The sequence below is a fragment of the Neochlamydia sp. AcF65 genome (genome assembly GCF_018342435.1).
In the GTDB taxonomy this organism is placed as follows: Bacteria; Chlamydiota; Chlamydiia; order Chlamydiales; family Parachlamydiaceae; genus Neochlamydia.
This window is the reverse complement of the sequence record NZ_JAEMUE010000015.1, coordinates 1-20,654: the sequence shown is the minus strand read 5'-3', so window position 1 is coordinate 20,654 and position 20,654 is coordinate 1. Positions and strand designations below refer to the sequence as shown.

13 protein-coding genes and 2 pseudogenes are annotated in these 20,654 nt (G+C 39.2%); 6 read left to right on the top strand and 9 right to left on the bottom strand.

All coding sequences use genetic code 11. The features are described from left to right. Nucleotides 1–450 precede the first annotated feature (450 nt). Nucleotides 451–3,507, top strand: coding sequence for a glycine--tRNA ligase (locus NEOC65_RS01220; protein ID WP_213155438.1), 3,057 nt, complete (start codon nt 451–453; stop codon nt 3,505–3,507). 372 nt (nt 3,508–3,879) lie between these two features. On the opposite strand, the gene cyoE is transcribed toward NEOC65_RS01220, so the two are convergent. From cyoE to NEOC65_RS01190, 6 genes are all read right to left on the bottom strand, one after another. Then, entirely contained in the window at nt 3,880–4,731 is an 852-nt protein-coding gene (cyoE, locus tag NEOC65_RS01215; protein WP_249298956.1) for a heme o synthase, read from the bottom strand. Between the two features lie 49 nt (nt 4,732–4,780). After that, nucleotides 4,781–5,146, bottom strand: coding sequence for a cytochrome o ubiquinol oxidase subunit IV (cyoD, locus tag NEOC65_RS01210; RefSeq protein WP_213155437.1), 366 nt, complete (start codon nt 5,144–5,146; stop codon nt 4,781–4,783). A 1-nt stretch (nt 5,147) separates the two neighbouring features. After that, nucleotides 5,148–5,756: a cytochrome o ubiquinol oxidase subunit III gene (gene cyoC / locus NEOC65_RS01205; protein ID WP_213152219.1), complete on the bottom strand. Its 609-nt coding sequence runs from the start codon at nt 5,754–5,756 to the stop codon at nt 5,148–5,150. Between the two features lie 2 nt (nt 5,757–5,758). Continuing rightward, nucleotides 5,759–7,723, bottom strand: a complete 1,965-nt coding sequence (cyoB, locus tag NEOC65_RS01200; protein WP_213155436.1) for a cytochrome o ubiquinol oxidase subunit I — start codon at nt 7,721–7,723, stop codon at nt 5,759–5,761. Nucleotides 7,724–7,762: 39 nt separating this feature from the next. Then, nucleotides 7,763–8,659, bottom strand: coding sequence for a ubiquinol oxidase subunit II (gene cyoA, locus NEOC65_RS01195; RefSeq protein ID WP_213155435.1), 897 nt, complete (start codon nt 8,657–8,659; stop codon nt 7,763–7,765). Between the two features lie 448 nt (nt 8,660–9,107). Further along, entirely contained in the window at nt 9,108–9,614 is a 507-nt protein-coding gene (locus NEOC65_RS01190; protein WP_213155434.1) for a Dps family protein, read from the bottom strand. A gap of 366 nt (nt 9,615–9,980) precedes the next feature. Between NEOC65_RS01190 and pgm the strand changes: the two genes are divergently transcribed. The 3 genes from pgm (at nt 9,981) to NEOC65_RS01175 (ending at nt 13,906) form a co-directional block, all read left to right on the top strand. After that, nucleotides 9,981–11,645, top strand: coding sequence for a phosphoglucomutase (alpha-D-glucose-1,6-bisphosphate-dependent) (gene pgm, locus NEOC65_RS01185; protein ID WP_213155433.1), 1,665 nt, complete (start codon nt 9,981–9,983; stop codon nt 11,643–11,645). A gap of 505 nt (nt 11,646–12,150) precedes the next feature. After that, nucleotides 12,151–12,561, top strand: a complete 411-nt coding sequence (locus NEOC65_RS01180; RefSeq protein WP_213155432.1) for a thiol-disulfide oxidoreductase DCC family protein — start codon at nt 12,151–12,153, stop codon at nt 12,559–12,561. A gap of 235 nt (nt 12,562–12,796) precedes the next feature. Next, nucleotides 12,797–13,906 (top strand): autotransporter outer membrane beta-barrel domain-containing protein, encoded by a 1,110-nt coding sequence (locus tag NEOC65_RS01175; RefSeq protein WP_213155431.1) that lies wholly within the window; start codon nt 12,797–12,799, stop codon nt 13,904–13,906. Between the two features lie 499 nt (nt 13,907–14,405). Here the strand turns inward: NEOC65_RS01175 and NEOC65_RS01170 are convergent, their stop codons facing one another. Beyond that, nucleotides 14,406–16,022: a leucine-rich repeat domain-containing protein gene (locus NEOC65_RS01170; RefSeq protein WP_213155430.1), complete on the bottom strand. Its 1,617-nt coding sequence runs from the start codon at nt 16,020–16,022 to the stop codon at nt 14,406–14,408. An 899-nt stretch (nt 16,023–16,921) separates the two neighbouring features. Continuing rightward, nucleotides 16,922–18,742: a DNA primase gene (gene dnaG, locus NEOC65_RS01165; RefSeq protein WP_249298954.1), complete on the bottom strand. Its 1,821-nt coding sequence runs from the start codon at nt 18,740–18,742 to the stop codon at nt 16,922–16,924. Nucleotides 18,743–18,968: 226 nt separating this feature from the next. On the opposite strand from dnaG, the pseudogene NEOC65_RS09900 reads away from it, so the two are divergent. Then, nucleotides 18,969–19,832, top strand: a pseudogene (locus NEOC65_RS09900) (transposase). Nucleotides 19,833–20,025: 193 nt separating this feature from the next. Then, nucleotides 20,026–20,466, top strand: coding sequence for a hypothetical protein (locus tag NEOC65_RS01150; RefSeq protein ID WP_213155428.1), 441 nt, complete (start codon nt 20,026–20,028; stop codon nt 20,464–20,466). Here NEOC65_RS01150 and NEOC65_RS01145 read toward each other — a convergent pair. Then, a pseudogene (locus NEOC65_RS01145) lies at nt 20,449–20,654 on the bottom strand (ISAs1 family transposase); the annotation flags it as partial. The gene NEOC65_RS01150 and the pseudogene NEOC65_RS01145 sit on opposite strands and share 18 nt — an antisense overlap.

The window sequence follows — 20,654 nt, the reverse complement described above, 5'->3', positions numbered from 1 at the left end:
TTTTATTTATAGTGCAGCATACCATATGTATTAAATAACTACTAGTTAATTCCTTACTAATTATTTTAGCTGGCGTTAAAAAAACAAGCCTACTAAAAATCTGTAGAGCCTGCCTCAAAACTTGCTTGTTGGGATAAGAGAAAGTGCCTTACCTCCTTTATTAAAGGCCAGCTTCCCTGGTAAGAATAGAAAAGTTATACATATATCTAAAGATGTAGGGAGCTATTTATTGGCTAGTTAGAAGTTTTCTTCCTCGATTTTTATGATTTCCTAGCTAGGGAGGGTTCAGTTTAAGCTATTTACAAGACGAAAACGCAAGTAAAGAACTTTGGGCTCTATAATAAAAAATAAAAGGGAAAGCAATAGGAGAGAAGTGAAGATGATGAAAATGTAGCGTTATTTTTCTTAAATAAGATAACATCATGCCTTTTATAAAAAATGAGTATCTATATGATTACCTTTCAGGAAGTTTTAAGACGTCTCTCGCTTTTTTGGGAACAGCAAGGATGTATTATCCATCAAGGATATGATCTTGAAGTAGGAGCCGGGACCTTTAACCCTGCCACCTTTCTACGCTGCTTAGGTCCCGAGCCTTATCGTGCAGCTTACATTGAGCCCTCACGCCGCCCTGCAGATGGACGTTATGGAACCAACCCCAACCGGCTTCAACACTATTTTCAATACCAGGTGATTCTCAAGCCCTCACCCTCGCATATTCAGGATCTTTATCTAAAATCCTTAGAAGCTATTGGCTTTAACTTAAGTGAGCATGATATCCGCTTTGTGCATGATGATTGGGAGGCCCCTACACTTGGAGCTTGGGGATTAGGATGGGAAGTCTGGATGGATGGAATGGAAGTTACCCAATTTACTTATTTTCAATGCGTGGGGGGGCTCAATTTAAAACCCATCACCGGTGAGATTACCTATGGGATTGAGCGTTTGGCCATGTATCTACAAAAAGTCAATAATATCTTTGATTTACAATGGAATGAAGAGATTACCTATAAAGATATCTATCATCGTAATGAAGTGGAATGGAGCCATTACAATTTCGAAAACGCTTCAACCGAAATGTGGTTTCGACACTTTAATGATTTTGAGAAAGAGGCTCAAGCATTAATGGCTGCAGGCTTGCCGCTGCCCGCCTATGATTTTGTCATGAAAGCTTCGCATGCTTTTAATATTCTGGATGCACGCGGCGCCATTTCTGTTACTGAGCGAACAGGTTATATTGCCCGTATACGTAATCTTACTAAGCAAATTGCCGAAAGTTATACAAAGAGCCGCGAGCAACTTAACTACCCGTTACTAGGCAAATTTAACTTTGAACCTCCAACGGGAAAGGAAGAGATTATAGCTCCTACGCCTTCTAAAGAAGAAGAAATGGAAATGCTTGATTCTAATAAAAAAGAGGCTTTTCTTTTAGAAATTGGCTCTGAAGAGCTCCCCGCAGCATTTGTCAGCTTGGGCTGTCAAAATCTAGAAAAAGCATTTAAAGCTTTTTTAAATAAAGAAGGTATTGCTTATGGAGACATTAAAACTTATGGAACTCCTCGCCGCCTGACCTTGTATGTTGAAGATCTTCCTTACCTTAAGCCCCCGCAAATCCTAGAAAAAAAGGGGCCCTCTTTAGAGCAAGCCTATGGCAGCGATGGGCAATTAAAACCGGCAGGTGAAGGTTTCTTTCGCTCGCTTGGCATTTCCCCTATTTCCTTAGCTGCTATCCGTGAAGCTACCGACGGTTCCATCCGCATTCAACAAATCAAAGGAATCGATTATCTATTTGCCTCCATGCAAACACCAGGAATACCGACAGCGCAAATCTTAGCTAAAAGCTTACCTAGTCTCATTTTAAGCCTCGATTTTCCTAAAAAAATGCGCTGGGGTTCTCTTGAAATTTCTTACGCACGTCCTCTGCGCTGGATCACCTGCCTTCATGGCCCTCATATCATCCCCTTTAGCGTGGGCAATATTCAGGCCGGTCGGAAATCCTTTGGGCATCGTCAGCTGTGCCCTGAGGCTTTTGCTCTTAATAAAGCCCAAGAGTATGTGGAAATTTTAAAGAAACATCAGGTGATGGTAGATATGGGGGAAAGAGAAAATACCATCATTGCTACCCTAGATAAGCTAGAACACTCTTTACAAGCAAAGATTATCTGTCGAAAGGCTGTCATCCCCCAAGTTTTGAACTTGGTGGAGTGGCCCCAAGTAACTTATGCCTACTTCAATGCCTCTTTTCTTAAGGTTCCTAAAGAAGTATTGATTTCTGAGATGGTGGAACATCAAAAATATTTTCCTGTTACCGATGCTCACGGGCAACTGCAAAACATCTTCATTATCACCGCTGACAACAATCCTTCGGATTATATACGGGCCGGCAATGAGCGTGTCTTATCAGCTAGGCTCTCTGATGGAGCTTTTTTATATGAGCAGGGCTTGAAAGTATCCTTAGATTCTTACAATGAAAAGCTTAAACAAGTGACTTTCCAAGCTCACTTAGGGAGCGTATGGGATAAGGTTAAACGGATTGTCTCCCATGTAGAAATTTTGCAAAAATTGCTTAAAAAAGGTAGCTTAGAAAAAGCTAAACGAGCAGCTTGGTTATGTAAAGCCGATTTAGCCTCGGAAATGGTTTATGAATTTCCCAACCTACAAGGTACAATAGGAAAATACTATGCGCTAGCTTCAGGCGAGGATCCCGAGGTAGCCGAAGCCCTCGATGAACATTGGATGCCGCGAGGAGAGAATGCTCCTTTACCCCAAACCCTTACAGGCACCTTAGTAAGCCTTGCTGACAAAATCGATAATTTAATCGGTTGCTATTGTGTGAATCTTAAGCCTACCTCTTCTAGTGACCCCTATGCGCTAAGGCGCCAGACTCTCGGCGTGATTAAAATGCTTATCAATGGGCGCTACCGCCTACCCTTAATGGAGGTCTTCCGGCAATGTTTTGATCATTTTCCTGCAGCTTTAATAGGAGATAAAGAGCATTTATTACAAGAGATAGAAGCTTTCATTACCAACCGTATTAAATCAGTTTTCCAAGAATATGACCTTTCTAAAGATGAAATCGAAGCTTCTCTTTCTTCTAACTTTAGTGATATCTACGATACTTTTTGCAAAGCTAAATCCCTTCACCATTTTAGGCAAACCAGCAAAAAGTTCCCCCTTCTCTTTGAAGTTTATAAAAGAGCTAAAGGCCAATTAGCAAACATTCCAAGTGCCGCTTTTTCAAAAGAATTACTTAAAGAGAATGCTGAGAAAAACTTGGATGCTTTGCTAGGCCAAAAGCAAATACAACTTAGCCAAGCGATTATCACGCATGATTATGATAAAGCTTACGAACTAATTGCAGATATTCAACCAGCTTTAGCCCAGCTTTTTGATGAAGTTAAAATCTTGGCGGATGATCTAAAATTGCGCGGCAACCGCCTAGCTTTGCTGCAGCGCGTTTTTGACATGTTCTCTCAATTGCTAGACTTTAGTAAAATTAGTGAGAAATAGGTTTTAATCCTCTAGGAAGCTTTAGATATGCTGCTGCAAAAAAATTTAACAATTTTTCTCCAAAGATTTTTAAACCCTATCAACCTTTTTCGTTCATAAATCTATTTGCACCTTTAAAAAAGCAAGGAGATAAACCTAAAATCGCGAAGGTAAATTTTTTTTGGCTATTTCTTTGATTTAGTATTAATGGATTCTTTTATAGTTTTTAGGCTTGGATCTTAAAATAAATTCTTAGTTACTGTTAATACTGTCTATCTATTCTTGCTATTTGCTAGCGAAAAATGCGGTAGAAATGATTATCTTGATTCTTAAACTCTTTTACAAGATAGCCAAGCAGAGCCATCAGGTTGATTAGCCAGCCATCGCTTCCTTTTAAACCCTATCGATAGCCATCATGAAATATTCGACCATAATCACTACGATAGAAAATAAAAACATTTGGCGGGCCCATTGCTTGTCGTTATCACTTTTAAAACCTTTTAAACATAATACATACCACATTAACCCCATCAGGACAGCCACGGTTAAATAGGCATAGCCAGTATATCCCATGAACGTTAACATGACAGTCGCCAAGATAAAAGCCATGATATATAGCCACATTTGTATTTTGGTTGTGTATATACCCTTTTCAAGCGGCAAAACTGGGATGGAGGCGGCAGCATAATCCTCTAGGCGATAGAGGGTAATCGCAAAGAAATGGGGCATTTGCCATAGGACCATAATGGTAAACAGGAGGAAAGCACCTAAGTCTAATTGATTGCTGGCCGCGCAATAACCTACAACGGGAGGGACGCCTCCTGCTAGGCTTCCTATTACCGTGCCATAAGAAGATCTATATTTTGATAGGCCATACACGACTACATAGAATAAAAAACCAGTTAGAGCTATCATGGCTGTCAAAAAATTAACATATAAAGCTAACACGCCCATTCCTAAAAAACCAAGAAAAGTACCAAATAGGAGTGCGTTTTGTTTAGAGACCAGACCCTTAACAAGCGCGCGATTTTTAGTCCTGGCCATTTTCTTATCTATCTCTCGATCCATATAGTTGTTAAACACGCATGCTGAGGCAATCACTAAAGATAGACCTATAAGAGTCAAGCAAAACAACCAGAAGTTAAAAGGTCCTTTTGAAGCAAGCATAAAGCCGCCAAAAGTTGTTACCGCATTACCTGCTATGATGCCAGGTTTAGTCAACATGTAATAAGTTTTAATGGTCATCGTCTTAAATAGCCTTATGATTTAATCCTGGAGTTTATAGCCATATTTTCTATTCGCTGGGGTGAAACATCGTTTGCATAGACATCAATCTTTCATCTAAATCATTCATAATCCATAGCGAGCCGACTACTAAAATGGCAATCACCGCTATCATAAAAGTTAAAGCCACTAGATTCCAGCGGGGCTTGGCCTCTTCCTTAAGGTGAAGAAAAAATAAAAGCTGAATTAAAGCTTGCATGCCCCCTAGGCTAACCAAGGTAAGAGCTAAAATTTTACCGCTGAATAAATGCTCCTGGACAGCTATATAGGCAGCTAAAGTCAATACGATGGATAAAACAAACCCTATTCCATAGGATTTAAAGCTTCCATGCCTAGAAGCTTGCGGAGTTTTTATAGGATAAAGATTATCTTTCATGTTACTGCGCTCCCATTAAGTAGACAAAGGTGAAGATAAAAATCCATATAATATCTAAAAAATGCCAAAACATGCTAAAGCAAGCTAATCGTCTAAGCGTATTTGCGCTCAAACCCCGGGACAAAATTTGCATTCCCAGGACTACTATCCATAGTAAGCCTGCTAGAATATGCAAGCCATGGGTGCTAACCAAGGTGAAATAGGCTGAAAGGAAAGCACTTTTTTGCCAGCTATGTCCCTCCTGGATAAGATAGTTAAATTCCATTATTTCCAGGATCAAAAAGGATAGCCCTAATAAAAATGTTAAGCTTAAATAGCTTAACGTCTTATTTTTTTCTTGTCGGTGAGCCGCTAACATAACCAATCCGCTGGTAAAGCTGCTGGTTAATAAGATAAGAGTTTCTATCAAAGCAAAGGTAGGGCTAAACAATTGACCAGCAGAAGGTCCACCATATGTACTATTGTGCAGCACGGCATAGGTAGCAAAAAAGGTGGCAAACAAAATGCAGTCGGTCATTAAGTAGATCCAAAAGCCAAAGAGCGTTTTAGCAGAGGTGGCTTGAGAAGAGTCCGCATGATTGATGGATGAAAGCGTCGTTAAATCTGTCATAGCTATCCCCTACTCCTGGCATGTGCTAACTCTATTTTTTCTACCTCTGCAGCTGATAGGTAGTAGTCGGTATTATCATCTAAGAGACGTATAAGGGTGCCTATTATAGTGCCTAGCAAGCTCAAGAGAGCAAGCCACCAAATATGCCAAATAACTGCAAAGCCAAAGAGGAGGCTAAAGCTAGCCACATAGATACCCATGGCAGAGTTTTTAGGCAGATGAATATCTTGATAACAAGGCTTCTTTGCATCCAGCACATGCGCCTGTTTTTTAGCCCAATAAGGATCGCGCTCGTTCACTTCAGGGATCATAGCAAAATTATAAAGGGGTGGAGGAGAAGAAATGGACCATTCCAGTGTCCTGCCATTCCAGGGATCGTCACCCACCCTATTTTGTTTACGTTGAATCACACCTACCATAAGTTGTAAAAATTGGAGGGAAGCGCCAACAATAATGATGCAAACGCCTACCCCGGCAATCACAAATAAGGGATGCCAGCCAGTGGCCTCCTCATAATGATTTAAACGGCGGGTGGCCCCCATTAAGCCAATGAGATAGAGCGGCATGAAGGCCAAGAAAAAACCTATAATCCAACACCAAAAAGCATATCTTCCCAGCTTTTCATGCAATTTGAACCCTAAAAACTTAGGAAGCCAATAAGCAAGGCCGGCGAAAAAAGCAAATAAGACGCCTCCAATGACCATGGAATGAAAATGGGCTACCAAAAATAAGCTATTATGCACCTGGAAATCAGCAGCAGGCACAGACATTAACACACCTGTCATGCCTCCACTCGTAAAGATGACTACGAAACCTAAAAACCAAAGCATAGGCCGTGAAAATTGAATACGTCCTCTACACATAGTAAATAGCCAGTTAAAAATTTTTACGCCCGTGGGAATAGCAACAAGCATGGTCATAATGCCAAAGAAGGCGTTAACATTGGCGCCTGCTCCCATCGTAAAGAAGTGATGCAGCCAGACGATAAAAGATAGAAAAGTAATGGAAGCTAGCGCCCATACCATGGAGGTATAGCCGAATAAGCGCTTATGTGAAAAAGTTGCCACAACTTCTGAGAAAATTCCAAAACCTGGCAACATGAGAATATAAACTTCGGGATGCCCCCAGGCCCAGATGAGGTTGATATACATCATAGGATTGCCTCCAAAATCGGCCGTGAAAAAATGGGTTCCTACGGTACGATCTAGGCTCAACATGACAAGGGTAGCTGTTAAAATAGGGAAAGCAAAAATGACTAAAACCATGCTATTTAAAGCACTCCAGGTAAATAAAGGCATTTTCATCAGCGTCATGCCAGGACAACGCATCTTTAAAATAGTCACTAAGAAATTAATTCCCGAGAGCAAGCTGCCCATACCAGCAATCTGTATACTCCATATCCAGTAATCTACGCCTACATCAGGGCTGTATTGTAGGCTTGAAAGTGGTGGATAAGCTAACCATCCTGTCGCCGAGAAATTTCCTATAACAAGGGAAAGATTGACCAAAAATGCACCTGCTGCAAACAGCCAAAAGCTCAAGGAATTCATAAAAGGAAAAGCCACATCCCGAGCGCCTATCTGTAAAGGCACGATTAAGTTCAACAAGCCGAACACGGCTCCCATGCTCACAAAGAAAATCATGGTGGTCCCATGAGCAGAGAATACTTGCTGGAAATGGGAAGGGGTCAAAAAGCCCTGCGATTCCCCTACTGCGAGTATCTGCTGAGCCCGTAACATCAAAGCATCTACCACGCCTTTGAAGAGCATTAAAAGAGAAACAATGATATACATCATGCCAATTTTTTTATGGTCCAGTGAGGTTAACCATTCATTCCAAAGCCATTTCCACCGACGGAAATAAAATAAGAGAGCCACAATCATTAAGCCAGCTATAGCCATGCCTATACCCGCACCACTTTCAATGGGGTCGTGCTTGAAAGCTTCAAGGTTTAATTTTCCAAACATGTCATTTCCCTATATGGATTAAGATCAAATACTTACTAATTATTCTAAAGAGGCATCGCTTTTGCTTGGATTTGAGCCCATGGGCATCATGTAGCTCATAAGGATCCAATCAAACAAATTTTCTTTTTGCAAAATATAGGTCTCTGCGGAGGAATTGTGAGTGGGTAGGATTAATTTTTTATACTCGTTTAAGCTAAGTTGCTTAGGTGATTGCTTTGCTTTTTCTACCCATTGCTCGAAATCTTCGGATGAAGTGGCCTTAGCCGTAAATTTCATGCCAGCAAAGCCTTCTCCACTAAAGTTTGCAGAAGAACCTCTAAAGCTGCCTAGCTCATGCGCTATAAGATGTAGTTTTGCTTTCATGCCGGGCATCGCATACACTTGCCCGCCCAGTTGCGGGATCCAAAATGCATTCATAGGAGCGTCAGCAGTGACTTCAAAATTAAGAGGCGTGTCTTTGGGAAACTGAAGAAAATTTACCGTAGCAATTTTCTGCTCAGGATAGATAAATAGCCATTTCCACTGTAGAGCTACAGCTTGTATGGTCAGAGGCTTAGTGCTTGCCTGTAGCGGCTTGAAAGGATCTAATTCAAAACTACTTTTCCAAGTGATAACCGAAAGGATCAGAACAATCACAAAAGGAATTGCCCACCAGATAAACTCAACAAGATGGCTGTGATCCCAATCGGGTGTATATTTTGCTTTGGAGTTGCTGGCTCTATAGCGGCAAGCAATAGCAATCATCAAGATAAATACTGGAATAACCACAATCAACATCAGAAGAGTAGCTTGAATGATTAAGTCCAGTTCTCTTTGAGCGATCGCTCCTTTGGGATTGAGCACAGCGATATCGCTAGTATGCACAAACCATCCTACTACGAGGAAGATGGCAAGAAGAGAAACAATAAAAAAGGCTGATTTGTAGATTTTGTTCATCTTTTTCAATTCCTAAAAAGATAATAGACACCCGCTACTTTGCTGGTACCCCTATCTATTTATTCAAATTTTTCTTTATCCTTTTATCTGAGGCGAGCCACTTTGTCTAGATAAATGAAAGAATGAACAATAAATCTTTTATTTCCGAATTCAAATCAACTTTTTTTTGATGGTTAGCTATGAATAGATTAAGGAAATTCAGGCAGATGAAACATTTCTATCCTCTTTAAGTCTTGCTCATTGTTTTTCTACCTTAAGTTAGGAACTTATCCCTGTAAGCTTCAAAAAGCTTTTCCTTACTTTCTAGGATTTTCTTGCAAAAAAATCAACCAGCTTTAAATTCTTCTTTAAGAAGAAAGTACACAAAGCCAAGAAATAAAGCTTGTTCAAAGATCCAAGTCAAGCTCCCCCAAGTTTATGGTATCTTAAGCCCTGATCAGCAAAGGATTTAGCTCTGTTGCGTTTCGAAAAGAAACCAGGCTCGCCGCTCGGCCTCGTCGATATAAACTTCAAGGATGCTAGTCGTAGCCACATCCTGGTACTCTTGACAAACTTTATGGGCAGCAAGCATGCGAGCAGCCAAGTTTCTATTTTCCTCTTCTAAACGCTTAAGCATCTGGATGGCTTCAACGGATAGCTCGTCATCATCTTGCACATTTTGCAATTGGCTAATCTGTTTGATAGAGTGAATGGTAAGAGCTCCCAGCTTACGTACCCTTTCTGCAAGCACATCGATCATCGCAAAGATCTGCTCGGCTTGCTCATCCATCAAGAGATGATAATCGCGAAAGTGAGGGCCAAACATATGCCAATGATAGCTTTTTGTTTTTACATATAGAGCAAAAGCATCCGCAATTAAGGGATTGAGAACTTGAGAAATTTCATGACTTGCTTCCGCTTGGAGATGAGTGGATACTGCCAGGGTGGAAGGGACAGGATTGTATGTATTTTTCATATAGGCTCCTCTTGTAAGCTTTCTGTATTTTTCAACTTAACGCAAAAAAAATTTTGTAGAATCTTTATCTTTTTCGCAGATAGGGTTGCTTTTTATCCTGCACAGACCTTATCAACATCTTTACATTTTTGCAAGGTTACCTATAAATTTTATATACATAAAATATTTTAAAACACATATTAAGCTTCAAAGCTGGCACCCATAAGCCGCTTGGAGAATCCTTTAAACGAAGAAGGTTAAAAAGCTAATAAACTATTTTATTGGTGCAAGTTAAAGTTAAAAACCTTTTCCTTGTAAGGAATCTCATAGTAGGACTTAATAAAACTTTAAGCTAACATGCTATCATATAATATGAAGAGGAAATAAATGAGAGTCAGCCCACTAGCCGGAAAAATCAGTCCTTCTGATAAACTTGTAAATATACCCCAACTTATCGCAGCTTATTACGCTGAAAAGCCCGATCCCCTAGACACCGCTCAACAGGTAGCTTTTGGAACATCGGGCCACCGTGGGTCTGCATTACAGAAAAGCTTCAATGAACATCATATTCTAGCTATTAGCCAAGCGATTTGCCAGTATCGCAAGCAGCAAGGGATTGATGGTCCTTTATTTCTGGGTATGGATACGCATGCGCTTTCTAAGCCAGCTTTAATGAGTGCTCTAGAAGTATTAGCAGCCAATGGAATAGAAATTTTGCTAGCTGAAGGAGAAGAGTATACACCTACGCCCGTTATCTCCCATGCTATAGTGTCATATAACCGCCATCGCACCAAAAATTTAGCCGATGGTATCGTCATTACCCCTTCCCATAATCCCCCTAGTCAAGGTGGCATCAAATATAACCCCCCTAGCGGAGGACCCGCTGACCTTCATATTACCCAATGGATTGAAACAAAAGCCAATGAACTAATGCGTAATGAGCTAAGAGGCCTTAAGAGAATTTCCTATGAAAAAGCCTTAAGCTTGCCTACCACTAAACGCTATAACTACCTTGAAGCCTATGTTGGCGATCTTAAAAATGTAATCAATATGGAGATTATTCAAAAATCCCAGATAAACTTGGGAGTAGATCCACTAGGTGGAGCGGGAATTCATTATTGGGAGCCTATAGCAGAACGTTACAAGCTAAACCTTACCGTAGTTAACAAGACGATTGATCCAACCTTCCAATTTATGACTCTAGATTGGGACGGTCAAATTCGTATGGATCCCTCTTCAGCCTATGCTATGCAAGGGCTAATCAATTTAAAAAATCGCTTCGATGTCGCATTTGCCTGCGATACTGATCACGATAGACATGGCATTGTCACTAAAAGTTCAGGCTTACTTCCCCCTAATCATTATCTCGCTGCCGCCATCTTTTATCTTTTTCAACATCGGCCTTTATGGAATCCCGGGGCAGCAATAGGCAAAACGCTCGTCAGCAGCCAAATGATTGATCGTGTGGCCACTCAATTAAATCGAAAAATTTATGAGGTACCAGTAGGGTTTAAATGGTTTGTCGATGGACTTCTTAATGAATCTTTAGGTTTTTGTGGCGAAGAAAGTGCTGGCGCCTCTTTTGCTCGTTTAGATGGTAAAACTTGGACGACGGATAAAGATGGGATTATCCTGTCCTTACTAGCTGCTGAAATGACGGCCAAACTAGGTAAAGACCCAGGTGAAATTTATCAGGATTTAACTCGCGAATTTGGAAACCCAGCTTATGATAGAGTAGAAGCACCCGCCAGTCTTAAGCAAAGACAGATATTAAAAAACTTTTCTGCCTTGCAGATACAAGCAAAGAAAATAGCAGGCGAAGCTATCCAGGGTATCTTTACTCATGCAGCAGGAAACAGTGCTGCCATAGGAGGGGTAAAGGTCGTTACCGAAAATGGATGGTTTGCTGCTCGCCCTTCAGGGACAGAAGACATTTACAAGATTTATGGAGAAAGTTTTCGAGGTCAAGAGCATTTAGAGCAAATATTAGATGAAGCCCAATCTATTGTGGGAAAAGCATTTGAAGAGGCTTATTTGCTCAAAACTCCCTAAGAATAAAGGCCAGTAGGAAGGCCTCTATGAATATGGCTAGCTGCTTAGGTGGATAGGATTGATTAAAAAGCTTTTCTTATTTTTTGCAATTTTTCATCCAGAGAGCAGCAACTTTAACTTTTTTCCATGAAAAAAAGCGTAAAAAAACTACTCTGATTAGCCTATTGAATACAAGCTAGGCTTCAAAACATTCCTTAAAGAAAGGCTCAAAGATCAGGGCTTTTAAGAGGAAGTTAAAGATATGATGAAAAACACACCTTTCTTAAGCTTCACTTTATCGTGAGCATGTTTAGGATTTTAACCCTCCCAGCGAGCTTGCCGCTTGCTAGCGCGTTGATTACTCAGCAGGTGCTTGCATGCCAGATCACTGGCAATACGATGGATATTTTTACTTGATAATTTTTTGCTTATGAAACACATTTATTAATGTTAAAAATTATATCTAGATAACTAGCTCTTAGAGCTTTGTTTTGCCTTTCTTAAACGATGGATGAAAAAAAACAGCATGGACAAACATTTAATTTTTTATGATGGCACCTGTGCCCTCTGCAGCCATGTTGTATATTTTCTTATAAAACATGATACCAAGCAACTATTTGTCTTTGCACCTTTACAAGGCTTAACGGCAGGAAAACTACTAGGAACTCTGCCTAGAAAGGTTCATACAGCCAATTCTTTAATTCTTCTTAAAAATTATGCTTCTTCTCAAAAAGAAGTTTATTTATGGGGGCAAGCTGCCTTGCAAGTTTTATGGCTATTAGGCGGAAGATGGATGCTTATTGGCTGGATTTCCTTTCTTCCTTCTTTTTTATATAATTGGATGTATCGATTAATCGCTCAAAATCGTCAAAGTTTTTTCTTGCAAAATAGCTGCTTGCTCCCAAAAGAACAGGATAAAAATCGTTTTCTCCCCTAAATTATTTATTAAGAAAATAACCTCCAAAACAAGCTTAGAGCTAAGAAAGCAAATAAAGCAAATCAACCTCATCCCCCTCTTTATCAATTTTTTCTTGAGATAAATTTAAAAAAAACCTATCAGTGAGTTTTTCCATTATCAACCAGCATAGGACATGCGTATGAAAAATAATTTAAAAGCCCTTTTAACAATTTGCTTGAGTAGTTGTACTTTAATTTGCCCTTTGGGCAATTTGATGAGTGCCTCATTTTCTACCTCTACCTATAATGAGAGACACATCGCTCAGCAATGGAGCTCTACTACTACAGGATCTGCCGATGAAGCGCTGGTAATTAATAACCTCTCTAATCTTTCTTCTAAGGAGCAAAGAGAAGCTCTCAATGATTTGTCTGGCGAGCAATATGCTAATTTAATGCAGCCTAATCAAACAGCTTCCCAAACATTTATTCGTAGGATGTACCAACCTATCATCAATGATAGCTTAGGCTTACAATGTGGAGAAAACTGTGATGAATATAGACTATGGGGAGCTGTAGGCGGAGGCCAGAGCCGTCTACGTAACTCTCATGGAGCTAAAGGTTATAGAATGGATGATTTCAATATTACCTTTGGTGCCCAAAAGCCATTAAATTTTAATTTCTTAAACTCGTGGCTAACGGTTGGTATTGCCGGTTCTTATGAAAAAGACCATATTCATTTTAAGCAAAATGGGCATGGCAAGGGTAATAATTGGCAAGGAGCTATTTACTACATGTGGAATAATCCCCACTTCTATTCTTTTTCTGGAACAATTCTTGGTGCCGACTGCGTAAGAGTCAAACGTTCTATTGATGTGGGTAACCTTACGAGAAAAGCTAGAGGAAAAGCTAGAGTCAGCGAATGGACATCTTTTACAGAACTTGGCCTAAATTTAGGTTACGAGAACTTCTATGTTCAGCCTTTTGCACGACTAGAACATGCTTCTTACCGTCGCCATGCTCTTAGCGAACATGGAGCTCAATCACTCAACTTACATGTGCGTGGCAAAAACATCAGTGCCTCTGTGGGTTATTTAGGAACACACTTGAGCACTAATCTACCTTGGTGGGAGCTTCATTTAAATGCCGATGCTGCCTGGAAATATCGCTTTAACTTGTTACAAGAACGTTTCCAAGCCCACTTTAAAAACTTAGGCTCGCAATTTAGAATTAAAGGCGTCCACCAAAAAACTAGCGGTTTTGAAGGTTCAGTTAATATTGCTAAAACCTTTTATAACTGCTGGCAAGGCTATGTTGAGTTTTCTGGCGAAGTGTGGGATCGTTTTTCTGCCTGGAACCTTGCTGGAGGCGTAACAGTTACTTGGTAATAGGTACTCATTGATGATAGATAATAGGTAGCTAAAATCCAAGAGATCTAAGGGCCATTTCCTTAGATCTCTTGTTTTTTTAGGAAACAAAAAATTTTCTAAACCAACCATTTAAGATTTATTCCAAGCTTAAGTTACCTTTTTACCGGCAGTTCCATTTTTTTGAAATAATCAGTAGTAAATAAATTTTTGAATATTAACAGGTTATGTTATTGCCGACGCTTTTTCCTAGTGACTACATGCGCATGATTCTTTGGCAAAACTTTTGGTAACTCTATTTTTAAAGCCTCAAGCATTTATCTATTTGGTGACGTGGTTTTGGAATTTGCTGAAAACCAGTTTAAGTAGTTTTTTGGCGACTATAATTTTTTATAAACAACCTCTAAGGGTTTAATAATAAACCAATTAGAAATTTTAACCTTATAAAAAATGGAACTTCCGCTAAAAGTTTTTTATTCCATTTTAGCCCCTCCCAATCTACAAAGTACTTATGGCCATTCTACAATGGAAAACGCTGCCTTATTTTTTCTGGAATATCTTTCAAAGGATTTTCCGCTAATTCAAGCTTGGTAAGCTGAGGCAGCTGCCCAATTTCTGTAGGCAGGCTGATGAGCTGGTTTTGGCTTAACTCAAGCTCTTGCAGCTGAGACAGCTGCCCGATTACTGCAGGAAGACTGGTAAGCTGGTTTTGATTTAAGTAAAGCCCTTGCAGCTGAGACAATTGCCCAATTTCTGCAGGCAGACTGGCGAGCTGGTTTTGGCTTAAATCAAGCCCTTGCAGCTGAGACAATTGTCCGATTTCTGTAGGCAGGCTGGTGAGCTGGTTTTGGCTTAAATCAAGCGCTTGGAGCTCAAAAAGTTGCACGATTTCTGTAGGCAGACTGGTGAGCTGGTTTTGGCTTAAATCAAGCCCTTGCAGCTGAGACAATTGCCCGATTTCTAAAGGCAGACTGGTGAGCTGGTTTTGGCTTAAATCAAGCCCTTGCAGCTGAGACAATTGCCCGATTTCTAAAGGCAGGCTGGTGAGCTGGTTTTGGCTTAAATCAAGCCATTGCAGCTGAGGCAATCGCCCAATTTCTGTAGGCAGGCTGGTGAACTGGTTTTGATTTAAGCCAAGTCGTATCAGCTGAGACAATTGACCTATTTCTGCAGGCAGACTGGTGAGCTGGTTTTGATTTAAGGAAAGCTCCTGCAGCTGAGACAATTGCCCGATTTCTGTAGGCAGGCTGGTGAGCTGGTTTTGGCTTAAATCAAGCGTTTGGAGCTCAAACAGTTGGACGATTTCTCCAGGCAGGCTGGTGAGCTGGTTTTGATTTAAGGAAAGCTCCTGCAGCTGAGACAGCTGCCCCATTTCTGCAGGCTGAGCGGTGAGCTGGTTTTGATTTAAGCCAAGCCGTATGAGCTGAGACAATTGACCTATTTCTGCAGGAAGACTGGTGAGCTGGTTTTGATTTAAGCCAAGGGTATGCAGCTGAGACAATTGCCCGATTTCTCCAGGCAGACTGGTGAGCTGGTTTTGATTTAATTTAAGCCTTTGCAGCTGAGATAACTGGTATATTTCCGATGGTAAATAAGTCAAGCCTACTTTAGATAAATCTAAAGCTGTGATGTTTTTACAATTTTCTTTAATCCAATCTCTAAGAAGCTCTCCTTTTTTCTCTAGAGGCAAGTGCTTAATTTCTTCTCGGCTCAAGTATTCTTCCCCACCAGGAAGTTTTTTCCAAAGTAAAAGACGATTAATATTTTGCAGATAAGAGGAGTAGTTAGCTAAAGTAAAATATTTCTTTTCTTCAGTCTTCCCTTTAAATTCTAGAGGAGAAAGAGAACTAGCTAAAGTAAAGATTTGCCTAAAAATTGCATTTACCTTTGCTGTTTCAGAGAGGCTACTTTCTAGCTTATAAATCCTATCTAAAATAAAAGCCTGCTTGCTAATATCCTCTTGGGAAACATGTACTTTACCTATTTGTTTATAAAGAGAAGGCATTACTTCAGAAGCCAGCAGATGACGCCATCTTTTACTAACGCTAAATAAGGAAGGCACTGCACAGGCCTCTAAGATAGGGAGCAGCAATTCATTAGGTAAGCTTTCAATAGAGGCCGAAGAGATAGGATGCATTTTATTTCCTTTGAGAATGATAACTTTTCAGCCTCTTATTTATTAAAGGCAATATAAAAAAATTAAAAAAGCAAGTCAAACCAATTCATATCCTTATCCATAAAAGACAATTTACAGATGACCTACCGGTGCTTTTTTTCCAGATAGATCCACAAAAAGGGTGGAGACCTTTCAAGCATTTAATAGCAGCCACAGTTTTTGGAGAGTAAGTGAAGCGGCAATCTTAGTTTGGCTAAAAGAATGAGATTGATTCTTTGCCTTATTTGAGAAAATGGTTCTTTTTGATGCAATTCTTTAATTCTTTTATCGTATGATGGAATACAATACGCCTAGCTTCTTCCTGCAAGAAAGGTTGTTCTCCCAGCCATAACACTCTGTAAAAAAAGAGAGAAACTTCTTGCCATTATACCGGAAGTTCCATTTTTTTAGACACCACCAGTAGTAAACAATTTATTGATTGTTAACAGTTTATATTTGTTGCCGGCGTTTTTTCCTAGTGACTACATGCGCATGATTTTTTGGCAAAACTTTTGGTAACTCTATCTTTAAAGCCTCAAGCATTTATCTATTTTGGTGAAGTAGTTCTGGAATTTGCTGAAAACCAGTCTAAGTAATTTTTTGGCGACTACAATTTTTAATAAAAAAGCCTAAGGGTTTAATAATAAACTAATTATCCCCTTTAACCTTATAAAAAATGGAACTTCTGCTTTACACTTAGCTATCCTTTAACTCGCGCTAAGATATTTATGAGAACTTCATTAACCAAATGGGTTGTAGCGAGGAAGAGGTAGAAGAATGCATACAGCAAGCTCTATTAAAACAGGTTTAATTTTTTTAAAGCTTTTATCCTACTCAAAGCTTTTACCCTACTCTATGTTTTCTCCATAAAAAGACATTCCTTACAGAGAAACATTAACCTTAGGAAGGCTTTTTCTAAGCGTATTATATTCTTTGACTAATTCCAAAACTTCATCATCCGTACATTGACCACTCTGAATTTTCATTTTAACAAGCTCGCAAGTACCCATCCAATTTCGCGTTAGAATCTTTTGCAGGGTTTCTACAAAATTAGCTTCAGCTTTCTCCTTATTAATTTTCTTTTCAAGTAGATCAGAAATGATCAATTGGCTTTCTAAATCATCTATTTTTAAAATAAGGGAAATGACATCAATAAATTCATTCTTTTGGCATGCATCCAATAAGGCTAAATACATTTTTTGACAGATAGGCACACGAAAATCTGAGGGCTTTAGATTTTCTTGGGCAATTTTTAAAAGACGGGCACGTTCCTCTGGCATCATGAGCAGCCAACGCAGCAAGTCCATTTCTAGAATACGATCCGGATCAATAGTCTGTAATCCAATATTTGCTGCTTTTTTAATATACAAATTAGGCGTATGAATTTGCTCAAGTAAGAGTGTATTTTCAGGAACTTGCATCAAATGAGCTAACTTACGTAAGCTTTCTTGCACTAATACAGGTTGATCCCATTGGCGGATTTGCTTAGCAATTCTCTCGATGCACTGATGCTTAGCAGCAGGTGAACGCAAATCATACTGCTGGGAGTAATGCTTAACAAGAAAATCTAAATAATCAGAACTTGTTTCCAGTAGCTTCAAAAAAGCTTCAGGTCCTTTTTCCCGTAGAAAAACATCGGGATCTAATCCTTTAGGCATCTGAGCCATTCGGACTTCTACCCCTTCGCGCTGGAAAAGATCTCCAATTTTTACACTCGCCTCTTGTCCTGCACTATCTCCATCCAATGCTAAATAAACTAAATTTATGCCTAGCATCAATAGTTCTTTGGCATGTCCCTCTCCAAAAGCGGTACCTTGCCCGGCAACTGTAAAGTTAAAGCCTTCTTGGATCAGGCGCAATGCATCAATTTGGCCTTCTACAATGATTACTCTACCTTCTTTAGCAAGGCGTCTACGGCAATAATTTAATCCAAAAAGAACGCGAGATTTTTTAAAAAGAGTAGTTTCAGGGGTATTAATATATTTACCCCCAAAAGTTTGCTCTTTATACTTTCGAGCAGAAAATCCAATCACTGCTCCTGCCGCATCGCGAATAGGAAAAGTAATTCTATCCGAAAAAAAATCACGCCAGCGGCCCTCCTTACCTTCTGCTATCAGTCCAACCGTGCGTAAAATTTCATCTTTGATATGCTTTGCATGCATAACTTGGCGAAAATGACCCGGAACTTTAGGAGCTAACCCAATCTGAAAATGTCTAATAAAATCAAGATCCAGTCCCCTTTTATATAAGTAATGTAACACTTCATGCCCTTCCTGAGTATGAAGAAGATAGAAATGGTAAAAACGGCAAGCCTGCTCAAGAGCTTCTTTTAAGAGAGTCTTACTAGGGCCTTTATTAGAGTCGGCCTCTTCCATAACTTCTAAAGGCACATGAAAACGCTCAGCTAAGCTTTCAACGGCCTCAGAAAAACTCATTTTAAGATGCGCCATCAAAAACTGGATGGCGTCGCCATGCGCTCCACAGCCAAAGCAATGATAATGGGTGTCTCCCCGCTGAATCATAAAGGAGGGGGTTTTTTCATCGTGGAAGGGGCATAGCCCTTTATAGGCGGCCCCAGCCCGCTTAAGATCGAGATGGGCATTCAAAACATCGACAAGGTCTATTCTTTGACGGAGATTTTCAAGGCTTTCTTTAGTGAAGAGTGGCATGGATAATATATGAAGAACAAGGGTTAGCGCCAATTTTACTCAATAAATTTTTCTCTAGCAAGCAAATAAGAAATTAGAGAATTAGGGGTGTAATTAAAAGTGTTGGCAAGATAAGGAAGGATTAATACATACTGAAAGTATAGCAAAAGGAGATTGCATATGCTTAACAAAAAAGAAGTTAATAACTCACCTTACGCACAGATGAGTTGAAAAAATTATTCTAAGAATATATTTTTTTCTTTGAAAAGAGGAGAAAAAAATGAAACTTGATCTTCTTGATATTTATACAGATTATCTTATTAGCCAAGACCAACAAGCTACAGCTACAGGGCTATCCAATCTTTTAGATGGCCAGGTTAGCCATGATAAAATCCCCCGTTTTCTTAACAGCAATCCAGGGGGATCGAAAGAACTATGGCAGTATGTTAAAAAGCAAGTGCGCCATCTAGAGCAAGATAAAGGAAATGTATTGATTATTGACGATACGATAGAGGAAAAGCCCTATACAGATGAAAACGAAATCGTCTGCTGGCATTTTTCCCATTCTCAAGGAAGTGTGTAAAAGGGATCAATCTACTTTCCTGCCTTATTAGCTATGGAGACCACGCTTTTCCCATCGGCTTTGAAGTAATCAAAAAAGATATGTATTTTTGTGAGGTGAAAACAAAGAAAGAAAAAAAGCCAGTATCAAAATTTAAATACGTTTAATTTCAAAGATGGAGATAAAAGGATAGTTTGGCTTAAAGAATTAGCCTTCCCCGTAGCTTTAATCACAAAGTTCTTTAAAAACAAAGACGGCTCTACAGGCATTCTCCACATCGTAACTAACGATCTAAATTATGAGGCTGGCCGAATCTATGAAATCTACCACAAACGGTGGCGCATAGAGGAGTATCACAAATCAATAAAGCAAAATGCTAGCCTTGAAAAATCACCCACCAAAATTGCTCGCTCTCAAAGAAATCATATTTTTTCATCTCTTATCGCTTACTGCAAACTTGAATTTCTTAAAATTAACACCTTACTCAAACACTTTGCTTTAAAATATAAGTTAATTCTTAAAGCCAATCAGATGGCCTATCAGGAACTGCAAAATTTACAAAGGAGTTTTATGCCTGCGTAAGGTGAGTTATTAACTTCTTCTTTGTTAAGCATATGCAACCTCCTTTTGCTACACTTTCAGTATGTATTAATTCTTCTTTATCTTGCAAACACTTTTAATTACACCCGGTCCTGAATAGTTACCAAAAATTTTAGTTGGTATTTTTTTTTTTGATGTTATTTTAATTTTTTTTGATTAACTATAAGGAACTATCATGAGCTTAGAAGTTCAACCTACAGCAATCATTCCTTCTTTGGAAATGAATTTTTTAGAAAAGAAATGTAAAGAAATTAATGATGGAACTGGCAAACGTGAAACACAGTACCGGTCGATATTGCGTTCATTCAAAGAGAAAATTCGTAGTGTTTCTCAAAGGAAAGATTTGAAAGAACTTTATGAAAGTTTTGGAATAGTTAAAAGGTTAGTACCCCCTAGCATTAAAGAACGTCGTAAATTTTCTTTAATTTTAAACCAAACAGAAAAAGAAATATCTAATTGTCAGGATATCGTCAATGAATTGAAAGATATTCAAAAAAAAATAGAGGAGTGCTGGAATATCTCCAAGTTAGAGAAACTATATGAATCTATCAAAACTATTGAGTGGCAAACTTCAACCCATTTTTTGCCTATATCAGGGTTAACGCATTATAAATAAATTTTTTAAAAGTTCTTCTCTGTAAGTAATATTACATGCAGCTCTCAAGCGCTTTGCTTGCAAAGATGCTTTGCGAGGATCCTTTTTTAAAAGATTTAAAGCCATTTTTCGCAAACAACTTAAATTTTGTGCCATTGTTTTGTCTTTATATTTTTGCTTGTCTTCTTCAAAGACTACATCCAAAATCC